The sequence below is a fragment of the Streptomyces sp. NPDC087300 genome, from assembly GCF_044744425.1.
Classification (GTDB): domain Bacteria; phylum Actinomycetota; class Actinomycetes; order Streptomycetales; family Streptomycetaceae; genus Streptomyces.
The window spans coordinates 100,967-118,556 of record NZ_JBIUYI010000010.1 but is presented as its reverse complement, the minus strand read 5'-3'; the positions used below and the strand labels follow the sequence as shown (position 1 = coordinate 118,556).

The 17,590-nt window shown below is 73.9% G+C and carries 1 protein-coding gene (only partly in view); it reads right to left on the bottom strand.

All coding sequences use genetic code 11. The features are described 5' to 3' along the window. Positions 1–17,590 carry the 5' portion of an amino acid adenylation domain-containing protein gene (locus ACIO9J_RS35150; RefSeq protein WP_402008499.1) on the bottom strand. The gene continues 6,089 nt to the left of window position 1, outside the view, so the window shows 17,590 of its 23,679 coding nt (coding positions 1–17,590); its start codon is at positions 17,588–17,590; the stop codon falls past the left edge of the window.

The window sequence follows — 17,590 nt, the reverse complement described above, 5'->3', positions numbered from 1 at the left end:
GCAGCGAGAGGACCCGCAGCCGGACCCCGTCGCGCTCCAGGGCGCGCAGCCCGTCGAGCTTGCGCCCCAGGGCCGTGTCCGTGCCGTACCGGTCCCACTCGTGGCGCGGCGGCAGTTGCTCGCGCCCGGTCAGGACGAGGGTGCGGGCTCCCCACGCGCCGACGGCGTGCCGGGCGAGCGCGAGGCCGATCCCGCGGGTGCCGCCGGTGATGAGCAGGGGCGCGTCGGCCGGGAAGCGGACCGGGGCGCCGGTGGCGGCGGGCAGCTCGGCGAGGACGGCGCGGTGCCGTGTGCCCGCGCGGTAGGTGACCTCGACGTCGTCGCCGCCGTCGGCCAGTTCGCGTGCCACGAGAGCGGCGAGGTCCGGGTCGGCCGGGTCGGCCTCCAGATAGCGGGACCGTACGCGGCCGTACTCGCTCTGGAGCATGCCGTAGAGCCCGGCGCGGGCGTCCCCCGTGCCGACGCCGAGCAGCAGCGCCTCGCGGCCGGTCATCCGCTGCACCACGGGCAGCCAGTCGGCGAGTGCGAGACCGCCCAGGTCGACGAGCGCGTCGAACCGGTCGTGCAGCCCCGCGACGGACGTGATCAGCTCCGCGCCCGGCAGGGCGTCGGCGAGCCGGCGTGCGTCGGGACCGGCGCCGAGGACGGCCACGGCGGTCGGGCGGTGGCCCGCGGTGACGTCGGCGGGCTGCCACTCCCTGGCCAGCAGGCGGGTCCCTTCGGGCGCGGGGACGTCCGCGGCTCGCCGCTGCGCGACGAACACCTCGCCGAACGCGTCCGGTTCGGCGACGGGCCGCCACACCTCGGCGTACCCGCAGTCCCCGAGCACCTCCTGCCAGCGGGGTGCGGAGAGGAGCGGCGCGCCGGGGATGCGGACGTCCTCGTCGTCGTAGAGCCACCAGCCGTCGAGCAGGCCGAAGGTCAGGGTGAGCACCGCGGACTTGCGGGTGACCTCGTTGACGACGAGGACTCCCCCGGGGCGCAGGGCCGCGGCCAGGTTGCGCAGCACGAGGCGGATGTCCTGGGTGGCGTGCAGGACGTTGGTCGCGACGATGACGTCGCAGTCACCGCCGGTGAGACGCTCGCCCGCGCCGGGTCGCGACACGTCCCAGCGGCCGTAGCGCAGGTGGTCGCGGCCAGGTCCGAAGCGGCGTTCGGCCTGGTCGAGGAAGGCCGGGGACAAGTCGGTGTACCAGTACTCCACGCGGTCGGCGTGGGCGTCGAGGTGGGGCAGGACGACGGCGGTGGTGCCGCCGGTCCCCGCACCGACCTCCGCGATGCGCACGGTGGCCGAAGCGTCCTCGGCGAGGCGCCGGCGGACGGCCGTCGCGGTCACCTCCGCGACCACGTCGTTGAGCCGGTCGGCGACGGCGTTGCCCTGGTAGACCGCGGTGAGCTTGGCCAGGGAGCCGCCGGGGAACAGCACGTCGGTCGCGGGGACCGCGCCGGAGAGGATCTCGGGCAGCCGGTCCACGCACTCCCCGACCAGGGAGAGCTGCGCGGTCCAGTACGGGTCGGCGGCGAAGCGCTCGCGCACCGCCGACCACTCCGTGTCGTCGACGGGCGCTCGCCCGGCGGTGAGTTCGAGGACGTCGCCGTCCCGCCGGGTCAGGCCCGTGTCGGTGAGCAGCCGGGCGGCTTCGTCGAGCCAGCGCCGGTACTTGTCCACGACGGACAGGCGCCGCGCGAGACCGGCCACGGACTCGGCAGGGCCCGCGGAGAAGGCACCGCAATCGCGGAGCCTTGCCAGGACCCGGCCCGCGATGAGCCGGTCGAGTTCCTCGGCGGTCAGGGCCGCGGGTGCGGGGGCGGGCGGCACGGCGGTGTCCCGCTTGAGCCCGTCGAGGCCGCCGCCCGGCAGCGCGACGCGCTCTGCCGGCGTCTCGAACGCGCCGGGGAACCGGTCGGCCAGATGCGCCGCCAGAGCGCGGACCGTGGTGTATTCGAAGAGCAGCGTGGGGGCGAGCTCCTGGCCGGCGATGTCCCGCAGCGCCTCGACGAGGCCGAGCACCTGCACCGATTCCAGGCCCAGTTCGTAGTAGCCGGCGGTCACCGGTATCGACTGGGGCGTACGGCCGAGACGATCGGCGATGAGGCTCCGGAGGAAGTCCTCCACACGGCCGTTCGCGGGCGCGCCTTCGAGCGGCCGCTCGGCGCTCGCCGTAGGTGCCGCCCGGCCCGCCAGCGCCTTGCTGGACAGCTCGGACAGCTCGGCGATCTGCCGGCCCGACGGATCGAAGAAGTCCACGGAGAACCGGACGACCTCGCCGCGCCGGCTCACCGAGGTACGGCGTACGCGGGCCGTGCACGGACCCGTCAGCGGTCCCGTCGTACGGAACGAGGCGAAGTGCAGCGGCAGGAACGCCTGGCCCGCGGTGTCGAGGAGCGATCCCGCCGCCACCGCGCCGCCGAGCAGCAGCGCCGGATGCACCAGGAAGTCACCCTGGGGCGCGGCGAGTTCGGCGGTCAGCTGCTCCTGGTCGGTGCGGACCAGGCCTTCGGCGCGCGCGGCGCCGCTGTAGTACTGGTCGTTGTCGCCGTCCCTCAGATAGGTCTCGGCCAGCGGCCTCGGCGTGCCGTGCGGGAGGCTGTCGAGGCGCGCGGGGAAGTCGGGCGCGTCGGCCACCAGGACCTCGGCCGTGGCGTAGGGCTCGCCGTCGGTGACGGTGACCTGCCAGCGGCCGGGCCCGGCGGGGGCGCAGCGGATCTCCGCGGCCACCGGTCCATCGGTCACGTCCAGCGGCCGCAGCGCGGTGAGGTCGCGGACCGTGAGCCGCTCGACGGGGTGGCCGTGGTCGTTGAACACCCGGGCGATCAGGTCGACATGGGCCACCGCGGGCAGCAGGAAGCGGCCCTGGACCCGGTGTCCCGCGATGACCGGGGTGTCGGTGGAGAGCAGCACGGTGCCGTGCGGCTCGGTGTCCCGCGCGGCGGTCCGGGAGAGTTCGGCGCCCGTGGCGGGCCGCGTGCGGACCGCGTCGGCGGCCGGCAGCCAGCAGCGTTCCCGGGCGAACGGGTAGCCGGGCAGGGAGACCCGGGGGCCGCCCGCGGGCCAGTCGGTCCGCGCGCCGCGCACCCAGGCCGCCGCCAGTTCCTGCGGGGTGCGGTCGGCGGCGGGCGCGGCGGACCGCGCGGCGACGCCGGTCAGGACGCGCGGCGCCGGGGCTCCGGCCAGGTGCGCCGCCAGCGCGTCCACGAGGCCGGCCACGTCGTCGAAGACCACCGCGACGCGGTGCGCCATCGGCTCACGGCTCTGCAGTGTCGCGGCGAGCGCGGCGGGCCGCGTGTCCCGGCCGTCGCCGCGCAGGAACTCCACCAGCCGCTCGGTGTGTTCGGTGAGCCGCTCCGCGTCGCGCGCGGAGAGCACGCACACGTACGGTGCCTCCGGCACGGGGGGCTGCGTGGGTGACACGAACTCCTCCAGGATCACGTGTGCGTTGCTGCCGCCCGCTCCGAACGCGCTGATTCCCGCGGTACGGGGCAGGGGGCGGCCCGCGGCGTCGGCGCGCGGCGTCCACGGGGCCAGGTCGCGCTGGAGCCGGAAAGGCGTGGCGTCCAGGTCGAGATGGGGGTTGAGCCGTTCGGCGTGCAGCGAGGGCACCAGCTGCCCGTGCCTCAGCTGCAGCAGGACCTTCGTGATCGCGGCCATGCCCGCGGCCGACTCGGCGTGCCCGATGTTCGACTTCACCGAGCCGATCGGGATGCGTACGCCGGCCAGGTCGTGTCCCTGGAAGGCGCGGACGAGACCGGTGATCTCCACCGGGTCGCCGAGCGAGGTGCCGGTGCCGTGCGCCTCCAGGTAGTCCAGCTCCCCGGGGGCAAGACCGGCCCTGCCGAGCGCCTCGCCGATCATCACGCCCTGGGACTTGGGGTTGGGCACGCTGAAGCCCTTGCCCGCCCCGCCGTGGTTGACAGCCGTCGACCTGACCACGGCGAGGACGCGGTCGCCGTCGGCCTCGGCGGCGGAACGGCGCTTGAGCAGCACCGCGCCCGCGCCCTCGGCCGGCACGTATCCGTCACCGCCCTCCCCGAAGCTGCGGCACCTGCCGTCCGTGGACAGGAACCCGCCCTTGGACAGCTGGAGGTACTTCAGCGGGTGGCTCGACACGTTGACGCCACCGGCCACGGCCACCTCGCAGTCGCCGTCCCTGATCGCCCGGCAGGCCAGGTGGAGGGCGGTGAGCGAGGACGAGCACATGGTGTCGAGGGCGATGCTCGGCCCTTCGAAGTCGAAGAAGTACGACACCCGGTTGGCGACCGAGGCGTACGACGAGGAGGTGGCGGCGCCGACGCCGCGCAGGGCCTCGTCGACCCCGTACAGCTGGTAGTGGCCGTACATCAGGCCGACGAAGACGCCGGTGCGGACCTTGGAGAGCGCCGTGCGGGACGTGCCCGCGTCCTCCAGGAGGTGCCACACCGTCTGGAGGAAGATCCGCTCCTGGGGGTCGATGTGCTCCGCCTCGACCTGGGACATCCGGAAGAACATGGGGTCGAACGACGCCACGTCGGAGAGCCAGCCGCCCCACTTGGCGTACGCCTTGCCGGGGGTGTCCCGGTCCGCGTCGTAGAACCGGTCGTGGTCCCAGCGGTCCTCCGGGACCTCCTCGACACAGTCCTTGCCGTCGCGGAGGTTGCGCCAGAACTGGTCGAGGTCGTCGGCCTGGGGGTAGCGGCCCGCGACGCCGACGATCACGATGTCGTCGTCCGCGGCGGGGGGTCCGGCGGGCGCGGCGGCGGGCAGGGCGTCGGGCACGGTGGCGTGCACGGCGGGGGCCGCGGCGTGCACGGCGGGCGTCACGGTCACCTCCCGTGCGTCCGGGACCGGGGCCTGGACCAGCAGGTCGCGCAGTACGGCGGGGTGCTCGTCGACCAGGAAGTCGGCCAGCTCACCGATCGTCAGGTACTCGAAGAAGAGCGTCTTGGACAGCGGACCGAACCGCTCCTCCAGCGCACGCGTGAGGCTGAGCACCAGCAGCGAGTCGACTCCGTAGTGGTCGAACGTCTCGTCCTGCGCGACGTCGTCCAGCGGCATCTTCAGTTCGTCGGCGAGCAGCTCGCGCAGGAACTCGACGGTGGGGGCCCGCAGTTCGGCGGGAGACGGCGATTCACCGTCGCCCGTGCCGGGACGGGTGGCCGGGGCCCCGGAGACGGCGGGGCGCCCGCGCAGCGCCTCGGTCATCCGCGCGCGGTCGCCCGCGGCGAGCAGGACCCGGGAGAGCCCGCTCTCCAGGGCGGCCTCAAGACCGTCGAGGGCGGCCTCGGTCGCCAGCGGCTCCATGCCGAACTCGCGCAGCATGGCCCCCCGCGCCTCGGCGGTGATGGTCATCCCGCCGTCGCGCCACAGCGACCAGTCGACCGCCAGACCGCCGCCGGGGCGCCGCTCCAGATAGTGGTCGAGGAAGCTGTTGGCGTACGCGTAGTCGGCCTGTCCCACGTTTCCGAACACCGCGGCGGTCGAGCCGAACGCCACGAAGTAGTCGAGGTCGTCGGCACGGGTCGCCTCGTCCAGGTGGACCAGGCCGCGCACCTTGGGCGCGAGCACCGCGTCGGCGTCCGCGCCGCTCTTGCGCAGCGCGAGCGAGTCCCGCAGCACGCCCGCCGCATGCACCACACCGGCGATGCGCCCGAACCTGCGCCGGGCCTCACCCACCACCCGCTCGACATCGGCCCGCACCGCGACGTCCGCCCGCACGTGCAGCCACCCGTCGGGCAGTTGACCGTCCGGACGGGACCTGCTGACCAGGACGACCTGGGCACCGGGGTGCCGGGCGATCCGTTCGGCGACGAGCAGCCCGAGCTTCCCGGAGCCGCCGGTGACGATGTGGGCCCCCGCGCGGGACAGCGGGGAGGCACCCGTTCCCGCCTCCGGCAGGGCGAGTCCGCGCCAGCCACGGATCGCGCGGCGCGGCCCTTCGGTCCGTATCTCCGGTTCTTCGCCCGCGAGTTCGGCGAGCACGAGCTCGGCGCGTTCCCGCGGGGACGCCGCTCCCGCGTCGGCGCGGCCGAGCACGCTCATCCGGATCCCGGGGTGCTCCTGGCCGATGGTCCGGGCGAAGCCGTCGAGCGCCGCGTGTGCCGCTCCCGCGGCGCCGGGCCCGTCCTCGTGGACGTACAAGTAGCGCAGGGGCCCGCCGCGTTCGGCGATGCGGGTCCTGCATACGTCGAGGACCGTGTGGAAGCCGTCGCGCAGCGCCCCTTCGAGGCCGCTCTCCACGGCGAGGTGGACGAGGTGCGAGGTCCCGCTTTCGACGCCCACGCGGACGGTCAACTCGGGCGCGAGGATGGCGAGTTCGTCACACAGGGCCTGGGCGCGACCGTCACCCGTGTCGATGACGGACAGCAGCTCGACCGGCTCCCGCGGCGCGGCCGCCGCGTCCTGCCAGACCGGCTCGAAGGCGTGCACGCCGCGCTCGGCCCGCGGCACGGCCCGCAGCGTGAACCGCTCGATGCACGCCGCCACCGTGCCGTCGGGGGCGGCCAGGGTGATGTCGAAGACCTGCGCGTCCGCGCGGCTCTCCACCGACACGACGTGTACGAGACAGTCGGTCGGCAGCTCGTCGAAGATCCGCACGGAACCGATCGAGTACGGAAGGTGCGCCGTCGACCCGGGCACCAGCCAACCGGCGGTCTGGAGCGCTCCGTCGAGGAGCGAGGGGTGGAACCGGTGCGCGCCTGCCTCGGGGCGGCGCAGCCTGGCCAGGGCCTCGCCCTCGCCGAGGGCCAGCTCCTCGATGACCTGGAACGTCGGGCCGTACCGGAAGCCGAGGCCGCTGAAGTAGTCGTAGCACTCCTGCCGGGTCCTGCCCGTCCGGCACCTCGCCCGCACCGCCGCCGCGTCGATCCTGGCCGGCACCGGGCCGGCGTCCGCGCCGGGGACGTCGAACACGAGACGGCCCCTGGCGTGCGGGCGCTCGCCGGTGACCTCGAACTCGCCGGAGGGCGTCACCACCACCCGGAGGTCGCGCCGTTGCCCCGGGGCGAGTGCGACGGGCGCCGCCCAGACGACCTCGTCGACGCGCCGGACGGCGGCGGTGCCGTGGGCCCGCTCACCGGCGAGGCGCGCCATCTCCAGGTACACCACACCGGGCAGCACCCGCTCGTCGCCGACCTGGTGGTCGGCCAGGTAGAACTCCTCGCCCGTGAGGTGCTTGGCGAAGGCGGCCGTGCCGAACGTCGAGACGTTCTCGTCGAGCAGTTCCGTCCGTGCGGGGGCGTGGGCCGCCGCGGTACCGGTACTCCCCGGGCCGACCGCGTCGGCACCGGCACCCGCACCGGTCCGGGCCTCGACCCAGTGCCTGGTCGGCTCGAACGGATAGGCCGGGAGGCCGATCCGGCGGCCCGCCGGAAGCCCGGACCAGTCCACGTCCGCGCCGTCGATCCACAGCTGGGCCAGGGACTCCAGGTCGCCTTCGGCCGACAGCGCCCGCGCGAACTCCTGCCAGGCCGTGCCGCGCGAGGCGGCGGCGCGGCGCTGGGCGGCGCTGACCCGCCTCCGCAGGACGCCCTGCGGGGAACGGCCTTCGGCGCAGGCGTCCAGGTGGTCGACGAGCTCGGCGCGGCCACGGGCCACGAAGGCGAGCCGCTCGTCCATGGGCTCGCGGCCGACGCGCAGGGTGTGCGCGACATCGGCGGGCGCGAGCTCCTCGGCGCGGACCCGCTCGGCGAGGCGCCCGGCCTGTTCCCGCAGGGCACGCTCCGACTTGGCGGACAGGACGAACAGGTCCTCCCGCACGGGGGCCGCGGCCGCGATCTCGGTACTGGTCTCGGTCCCGGTCTGGGCATGCGGCTTCAGGGCGAGCGGCGCGTCGCACGCCTCCTCGATGACGACATGCGCGTTGGCACCGCCGAAGCCGAAGGAGCTGACGCCGGCCCGGCGGGGCAGTACGGACCCGTCCGCCGCGGACGGCGCGGGCCAGGGCCGGGTGGAGTCGACGATCTCGAAGGGGCTGCCGTCCAGTTCGAGGTAGGGATTGCGCGCACGGAAGTGGAGGCTGGCGGGGAGCGTGCGGTGGCGCAGCGCCAGGACCACCTTGAACAGCCCCGCGATGCCCGCGGCGGCCTCCAGGTGACCGATGTTGGTCTTCACGGAGCCGATGCCGATACCGCTGCCGATGTCTTCGCCGGCCCCGGAAACGGAACCGGAACCGGAACCGGAGCCAGAATCAGAATCAGGGCCAGGGCCGGTGCCCTCCCCGCGGAGTCGGCGGAACGCCTCCGTCAGACCGCTGGTCTCGATCGGGTCGCCCAGCGCCGTGCCGGTGCCGTGCGCCTCGATGTAGCCGACCGTGCGCACATCGACGCCGGCCGTCCGGTACGCCTCGACGAGCAGGTCGGCCTGCGCCTCGGGGCTGGGGGAGGTGAGCGAAGTGGTGCGCCCGCCGTGGTTGACCGCGACCGCCTTGATGACCGCGGCCACCGGGTCGCCGTCCCTGCGGGCCGCCGCGTGGTCGCGCAGCACCACGACGCCCACGCCCTCGCCGCGCACATAGCCGTTGGCCGAGGCGTCGAACGCCTTGCACCGGCCGTCCTCGCTGAGCATCTCGTTGCGGCTCAGGGCCTCGTAGAGACCGGGGTCGAGGATCAGGCTGACCCCGCCCGCGATGGCCAGGTCGCAGGTGCCGTCGCGCAGCGCGGTGACCGCCTGCTGGACGGCGGTGAGCGAGCTGGAGCAGGCCGTGTCCACCGCGACGCTGGGACCGCGCAGGTCGAGGAGGTACGAGATGCGGTTGGGGATGATCGACAGCGCGGCACCGGTGAGCGTGTGCGCGTCGGCCGAACGCCCCGCGGCGCGCTGCACCTCGGCGTAGTCGGAGTTGGTGGTGCCGATGAAGACGCCGACCCGCTTGCCCGCGAGGTCGGAAGCGCGGTATCCGGCGTCCTCGATCGCCGACCACACCACTTCGAGGAGCAGCCGCTGCTGGGGGTCCATCAGCTCGGCCTCACGGGGCGAGATGGCGAAGAAGGCCGCGTCGAACCGGTCCACGCCGGAGAGGAAACCGCCCCAGCGCGAGCGGGAGTTGGCGGTGTGCGCCCGCCAGTCCCAGCGGTCGGCGGGGATCTCGGTGACGAGGTCCCTGCCCTGCTCCAGGTTCTCCCAGAACTCCGTCAGATCGGCGGATCCGGGCAGCCTGCCCGCCATGCCCACGATCGCGACGTCACCGGTTCCCGCCCTTGCCACGGGGGGCCCGGAGACCTCCGGCGCGTCCCGCACCTCGGACGAATCGGCCAGCTCGGCCGACTCAGCCAGGTCGGACGGGTCGGACGGGTCAGCCAGAGCGGCCAGATGGGCGGCGACCGCGGCGACCGTCGGATGGCGGTAGAACACCGTCGGCAGCACTTCGGTCCCGTACCGCTCGCTGATCCGCGTACTGAGCACGGTGAAGCTGATCGAGTTCATCCCGAGCTGGCCGAGGGGCACGTCAGCGGGGATCAGCTCGGCCTCGGTGCCGAGGATGTCGGCGATCACCGCGGTCAACTCGGCGACGCGCACGGCAGATTCCCGCGCGTCGCCCGCCGTCGACCGGTCCCCTCGACGCTCCGCCGGGCGGTCCGCCTCAGCCGTGGCGCCCGATCCGCGCAGCTCGGCCAGTGACGCGGCGGTCAGCCTGCCACGGTCCACCTTGCCGTTGAGCGTCTGCGGCAGTGCCGACAGCGGCACGAGCACGTCCGGGACCATGTGCGCGGGCAGCCACCGGGCCAGGGCCTCCCGTGGCGGCGGTCCCGCGCCTTCGTCGAGCAGGAGGAAGGCGTGCAGCACGTTGTCGCCGCCGACGCTCCGCGCCACCACGACGGCCTCGCGGACGCCGGGCTGCCCGCGCAGGGCCGTCTCGATCTCGGCCGGTTCGATACGGAAGCCGCGCACCTTCACCTGGGAGTCGAGCCTGCTCAGGTACTCGATGCGGCCGTCGGGCAGGGTGCGCACCAGGTCGCCGGTGCGGTAGCGGCGGTCGCCGTCCACCGTGCGGAACCGGTCGGCGGTCAGCTCGGGGCGGCCCAGATAGCCGGTGGCCAGGCCCGCGCCGCCGATGTACAGCTCGCCCGGCACGCCCGCCGGTACCTGGCGGCCCTTGGAGTCGAGCACGTACAGCTGGGTGTTGGCGATGGGGTGGCCGATGGTGACCCGCTCGCCGGGCGCGAGGCGGCACACGGCGGACCAGATGGTGGTCTCGGTCGGCCCGAACATGTTCCACACCTGTCCGGCGCGGGCCAGCAGCCGCTCGGCGGTGTCCTGGTCGAGGGCCTCTCCCCCGCACAGCACCTTCAGTCCCCGCCCGCCCTGCCAGCCGGCGGCGAGCAGCATCTTCCAGGTGGCGGGGGTGGCCTGGACGACCGTGGCCGGGCTCGACTCGATCAGACGGCGCAGCAGGACGCCGTCGCGGGCGACCTCGGCGGGCACGATCTCCACCCGGCCGCCGGTGATCAGCGGCAGGAACAGTTCCAGGGCGGCGATGTCGAAGCAGACGGTGGTGAGCGCGAGCAGGTGGTCGCCCGCCGAGAGTCCGGGCTCCTCGGCCATCGAGAGGAGCAGGTTGGCCAGGGCCCGGTGCGGTACCTGAACGCCCTTGGGGCGCCCGGTCGATCCCGAGGTGTAGATCACGTACGCGGGGTCCTGCGCGGCAGGTCCGGTGATCGGCACGGCCGGGTGACTCTCGTCGTGCGTGCCGACCTCGGCGTCGTCGCCGTACGCACCGTCATCGCCGTACGCGTCGACGGGCAGGACCGGGGTGCCGAGGTCATCACCCGTGCCGGAGCGCGCGAGCAGCAGGTGCAGTGCGGCGTCATCGGCCATGTACCGCAGCCGGTCGGCCGGATAGTCGGGGTCGAGCGGCACATAGGCGCCACCGGCCGCGAGCACGCCGAGGAGGGCGACGAGCATGTCCGCGGAGCGGTCGACCAGTACGCCGACGGTGCGTCCGGGGGCGACGCCGCGGGCGCGCAGGCGTGCGGCCAACGCGTCGACGCGGCCGGTGAGTTCGCGGTAGGTCAGCGTGGTGTCCCGGTCGCTGACCGCGATCGCCTCGGGCGTGCGGCGGGCCTGCTCGGCGAGGAGCGCGGGCAGGGTGCGGTCCTCGGAGTAGTCGCGCCGGGCGCGCCGGTGCCGCTCCGCTTCCGCGCGCAGTTCGGCGGCGCTGCGCAGGGGCAGCAGGCCGAGGCCGCGGTCGGGTTCGGCGAGGGCCGCGTCGAGCAGCAGCCCGAAGTGGTCGCCGAGCCTGCGGACGGTGTCCTCGTCGAGGAGGTCGGGGTTGTACTTGAGGCAGTACCGGGCGCCCTCGGGCTCCTCCACGACCTCCAGCGTGACGTCGAACTCGCCTTCCTGGTGGACGCCGGGGAACACCGCGGCCACGGGGGCGGTGTCGGTGTCGTCCTCCACCCAGTTCTGGAAGTAGAAGGCGGTGTCGAACAGCCGTGAGGCGCGCAGTTCCTGAGCGAGCGTCAGGAGTGGATAGTCACTGTGCTCCAGGGCTTCCACGACGGTGTCCCGCGCCTCGCGCAGCAGGCCGCGGAAGTCCTGGTCGTCGTCGATGTCGTACTGGAGGACCACCATGTTCATGAAGTAGCCGAGCACGTCGGCGTACTGGGCGGTGGGCCGCCCGGCGACGGGTGTGCCGATGAGGATGCGGTCCTGCTGGGTGTAGCGGTGCAGGAGGGCGGCGTAGGCGGTGAGCAGCACGGTGAAGAGCGAGGTCCGCTCGTCGGCGGCGAGCCTTCTCGCGGCCTCGATCTGCCGTGCTCCGATGCGGCCTTCGACCGAGGCACCCCGATAGCTCGGTACGGCGGGGCGCGGGCGGTCCAGCGGGAGCTGGAGGGCGGGCAGTTCGCCGGAGAGACGCCCCAGCCAGTAGGCGCGCAGGCGTTCGCCGTGCGCCGAACCCAGCAGTTCGGTCTGCCAGTTCACGAAGTCGGCGAAGGTGGCGGGGGGTTCGCCGACGGGCGGCCGCTGCCGGTAGTACGCGGACAGCTCGCGCAGGAACACGGCGATGGACAGGCCGTCGAAGACGATGTGGTGGAAGGTGAGCAGCAGCACCTGTCGGCCGTCGGCGAGGACGAACAGCGTGACGCGCAGCAGGGGGCCCCGGGCCAGGTCGAAGGGCTCGCGGACGCGGTCCCTCGCGGCCTCGCGCACCTCGGCCACGTCACTGGTCGCCAACCGCACGCGCTTGAAGGCGACTTCCTGCTCCGGTACGACGGTCTGCCGGTCGCCGCTCACGCGGACGCGCAGCTGGGGGTGCCGGTGGACCATGGAGCGCAGCGCGGCGTGCAGGGCCGCCTCGTCGGTGTCCGGCTCCAGCCAGAACGCGAGGGGCAGGTTGTACGCGTAGTTGCCGGGAGCGGTCCGTTCGATCACGCTCAGCGCCCGCTGCCCCGCGGAGAGCGGGAACTCCACGGGCCCGCGCTCCGTACGCGACGGGGCGGGCTCGTCGACGGCAAGCTCGTCGGCAGCATCCCCTTCGACGCCCGACTCGGCGAGGTGGTCGGCGAGTTCGCGCAGGGTGGAGTGCTGGAGCAGGTCGCTCAGGCGCAGCCGGATGCCGAGGTCCTGCTCCAGCACCGAGGCGATCTTCATGCCGCTGAGCGAGTCGAAACCGTAGTCGGACAGGAGCCGGTCCGGGTCGACCGGGTCGTCCAGCTTCAAGGTCGCCGTGACGATGTCGCGGAGCCGGGCGAGCGGACCCCGGCGGGCCGTGCGGCTCGCGTCGGCCGTGCCGGTCGCGCGGTCTCCGGCGGCCTGTGCGGACGCGCCTGCCACGGCAGGCGCGCGATCCCCGGCCACGGCGCGCGCACCCGCGTTCTCGCCGATGATCACGTGCTGGCCGAGGGCCGCCCCCCGGTCCAGGACGAGCGCGTCGGCGAAGCCCTCCTCGATCAGGAGCCGCTGCCAGGTGCCCGCGGTGGCCAGCGGGGCGTCCTTGATGCGCAGCTCCTGGTCGGTGAATGCCCACCAGCCGTCCAGGACACCGCCGGTGACGGTGATACTGCTGCGGATCGACGTCAGTTCGTTGAGGACGAGCCAGCCGCCGGGGCGCAGCAGCTCGCGCGCCTTGCGCAGGGTGCGGCGCAGGTCGCCGGTGGCGTGCACGACGTTGGTGGCCACCACGACGTCGGCGCTGCCGGGCGTGAATCCCTGCTCGACGAGGGCCCGTTCGAGATTGAGCGTACGGAACCTGGTGAACGGATAGCGCTCGCCGAAGCGCTGCTCCGCGCCCTCCAGGAACTGCGGCGAGATGTCGGTGAAGACGTACTCGGCGCGGTCCGCCCAGGCGGCCAGCGCGGGCAGCACCCGGTCCGTGGTCGCTCCGGTGCCCGCGCCGAACTCGACGACGCGCAGGCACTCGCCCGTGCCGAGCGCGGCCGCCCGCACCCGGGCGTACTCGGCGACCGCCTGGGCGGCCAGTTCGTTGAGGGAGTCGGTGAGCGGATTGCCCCGGTAGAAGTCCTGGACCAGCTCCATCGACGCGTTCGGGAACATGATCTCGGTGGCGCCGACCTCGCCGCGCAGCACCTGCGGGTAGTCGCGCAGGAAGCGGCGGGTGAGCTCCACCGTGGCCGTGATGTCGGGGTGGTCCGCGGCGATCCGGTCGAGCTCGCGCTCGGCGTACTCGATGCCGGTACCCGTACCGGCATCCGTACCTGTCCCCGCGCCTGCCCCCGTACCCGTACCCGTGCCGACGCCCTCCGCGGGCGCGAGCAGCTCGACCGTGTCGCCGCGCACCGACACGTGCCCGGCGTCGGCCAGGATGTTCAGCAGGGCCGCGTGCAGCCGGTGGTACTTGGGGTCGATGCCGAGCCGGTCGGCGAGCGCGCGCACGCCGTCCCGCTCCCCCGGCCTGGCGAAGGCGCCCATGCGCCGGTAGACACCGAGCAGCGCGGTGTCGCAGAGCGCGGAGAGACGGTCGTAGCCGACCAGGACGGCATCGGCGCCGGGCCCCGCGGGCGCGGGCGTCCCGAACCGGTCGGCGAGTGCGCAGGCGCGGCGGCCGAGCGCGTCGAGGGCGCTCTCGTCGGCGCGGATCGGCATGACCTGGACGGGGCCGTGGGCCAGCACCCGCTCCAGCGCGTCGAGCCCTTCGGCGACCGTGAACTCGGCGACGCCGGTCCTGCGGAAGATCTCCTGGAGTCCGGGTTGCGCGCCGGAGCCCACCCGGCCCCAGTACCCCCAGTTGACCACCCGTACGGGATAAGGGAGTCGGGTGGCCAGGAGGCGGCCGTAGGCGTCCTGGAAGGAGCTGGCGGCGACGTAGGCGGCGTTCCCCGCCGCGCTGACGAAGGAACCCACCGAGCTGAAGAACGCCAGGAAGTCCAGCGGCTCGTCCCCCAGGGCGGCGGTCAGCGCGAGCGAGCCGTCGACCTTCGCGGCGAGGGCGGCGCGCAGTTCCGGCTCGGTGAGCTCGGCGATGGTGCTCGCGTTGAACGTCATGGCGGCGTGGAAGACGCCGTGCAGCGTGCCGAACCGTCGCCGGGCCTCGCCGACGGCCGCGCTCAGCGCGGCGGGGTCCGCGGCGTCGGCGCGCAGGTGCAGCAGCCGGCCGCCCGCCTCACGGACCCGGTCGGCCGATGCCCGCTGCTCGGGGCCGAGCTCGCCGCGGCTGATCCACACGACGTTGGCCCGGTGCCGCCGCGCGAGCTCCTCGGACAGGGCGCGGCCGATGCCGCCGCTGCCGCCGACCATCAGATAGGTGCCGCGGGTGCGGTAGGGAGACCGTTCGGGGGCCGGCACGGGTGTCTTCACGAGCCGGCGGACGTGCCGTTGGCCACCGCGCAGCAGGACGGCACGCCCCGTCGGGTGCGGGGGTTCGCGGAGCAGGGCGGGCAGCGCGCTCGCCGGTGCGGTGTCGGCCACGTCGACGCAGGTGATGTCCAGTTCGGGGCACTCCGCGGCCAGCACCTGGGCGTAGCCGAGAATGCCCGCGGCGTGCGGGTTGTCGCCGTGTGCGCCCGCGGTCACCACCGTGATCCGGGGGCCGGTGCCGTGGGTGCGGAACAGGGCGAGCACGCCGTCGCGCAGGGCGCCGTCGAGGCTTTCGGGGCGGTGCAGGCCGCCGAGGTGGAAGAGGTGCCGCACCGGTTCGGCGAGCAGGACCGCCGGATCATCACGGTCCAGGCGGAGGTGGCGGGCCCCGGGGTGGTGGTGGAGCAGCGCTTCGGCGAGGGCATCGGGTTCACCCGCGGTCAGCACGGCCACCTGGCCGTCTCCGGCGGTGGCGGCGGGGGGCGAGGCCTGGGCCGGAGCGGCGGACGGAAGGTCCTCGGGGCACCAGACCGGCTGGTAGAAGCCGAGTTCGGGGTCGTGCGGGTCGCGTCTGGAGTGCTGCTCCGCCGCGGATATGAGGTCCTTCGCCGGAGTACGCGCCGCGTTCCGCTCGGGCACCGGTATCCAGTAGCGCTTGCGGGCGAAGGGGTAGGTGGGCAGACCGATCCGGTGGGCGCCGCCGGCGGGCCAGTGCGCCTTGGCGCCCTGGGTCCACAGGCGGGCCGCGGCCGCGAGGTCCCCGTCGGCAAGGGCACGCGCCAGACGGTCCCCCGCATCCCGACCCTGCGCCCGCCGGGTGCGGCCCGCGTCGTTCAGCTCGACGCCGGTCAGCTCGGCACCGGTCTCCGTACCGGCCGCGACCGCGCTCAACACCTGGTGGGCATGGGAGAGATCGGCGGCGGAGAAGGCGAGCCGGACGTCCATCTGCTCCCTGCCGACACGCAACGTGTGCGCGAAGTCGGCGAAGCTCAGGCCTGTTCCGGTTCCGGTTCCGACTTCGGGTCCGGCTTCGGTTCCGGCTTCGGGTCCGGCTTCGGTCGCAGGTCCGGCCTCGGTCCCGGCTCCCGACCCGAACCCAGCTCCGGTGCGGGCCAGTTCACGCAAGGAGGCCCTGCCCGAGACGGTCATCTCCAGGCCGAGCCGCTCGCTCAGCCCGGCCAGTTCGGGCGCTCCCAGGCCGTGGTCGGCGAGTTCCAGATCGGGGTCCAGGTCCTCGGGCCGCACGCGCAGCACCTCGGCGGCCACCCGGAGGCACTCCGCCAAGGCCCCCTCCAGGGCTCCCTCCGAGACCCCCTCGCCGACCGGCTGCCCGTCGGAGGAGCCGTCGAGGAAGTCGGCGAGGTCGCCCGCGTAGGCCCGCAGCCGCTCCTCGCTCAGCGCGGAGAGCACGACCAGCTCAGGTGCCCCGCTGTCCACCGTCGGCGTCCTGCCGCCCCGGTACTCCTCGACGATCAGGTGCGCGTTGGCCCCGCCGCCGCCGAACGAGCTGATGCCCGCCCGGCGCGGCAACTCCCGCTCCTCGCCGTCCTGGCCACGCTCCGTGAGACGGACCCAGGGCTCGGCCTCCTGCTGTACGCGGAAGGGGGTGCCGGACAGGTCGATGTCGGGATTGAGCTCGGCGGAGTGCAGGGACGGCGGGAGCACGCCGTGCTTCAGCTGCATCAGCACCTTGGTCAGTCCCGCGATGCCGGCGGCGGACTCCAGATGTCCGATGTTGGACTTGAGCGAGCCGATGGCGCAGCCGGCCGCGGTGGCGCCGGACGCGGCCGCGGGGCCGGTGCGGAAGGCCTCACGCAGTCCGGCGATCTCGATGGGGTCGCCGAGTGGGGTGCCGGTGCCGTGCGCCTCCACGTAGGTGACGGTGCGCGGGTCGACGTCGGCCCTGCGCAGCGCGGCGGCGATCACCTCGGCCTGGGCGGACGGGTTCGGGACGGTGTAACCGCTGGTCCTGCCGCCCGCGTTGATCGCGGAGCCCTTCAGGACCGCGTAGACGCGGTCGCCGTCGGCCTCCGCGGCGCTCAGCGGCTTGAGCAGGACGGTGCCCACCCCCTCGCCGTCCACGAAACCGTCGGCGTGTGCGCCGAAGCTGCGGCACCGGTCGCCGCGCGAGATCATCTGACGGTCAGCCAGCATCCGCAGGTGCATGGGGTGCAGGATGAGGTTGACCCCGCCGGCGACGGCCGTGCCGCACTCGCCGCGCCGCAGGCTCTCGCAGGCCAGGTGGATGGCGGTGAGCGAGGCCGAGCAGGCGCTGTCGACGGTGAGGCTCGGTCCGCGCAGATCGAGTACGTAGGAGACGCGGTTGGCGATCGACCAGTGGGCGGATCGCGCGTGCGTGTGCGCGCCGAACGCGCTGCTCTCGCCCGCCAGCCACTCGTAGTCGTTGTTCATCACACCTGCGAAGACACCGACGGGGCTCCGCTCACCCAGCCCACGGGGCCGGTACCCGGCATCCTCCACGGCCGCCCACGCCGACTCCAGGAAGAGCCGCTCCTGGGGATCCATCTCCTCGGCGTCGGAGGGTGAGATCTGAAAGAGCAGCGGGTCGAACTTGTCGACGTCGTCGAGCCAGCCGCCCCACTTGCTGTAGCCGCGCCCGTCCTTGGAGTCGGGGTGGTAGTGCTCGTCCACGTCCCAGCGGTCGCCCGGCACCTCACTGACGCAGTTGCGGCCCTCGACGACGTTGCGCCACAGCTCGTCCGGGGTCCGCGCCGCGGGGAAACGTCCCGCGAGCCCGATGACCGCGATGTCCTCGGACACGCGCGAAGTCGCGGCCGCGGGCGCGGCCTGCTGCTGTACGGACGCCAGTAGTTTCAGGAGAAGAGCACGCTTGTCGTCCAT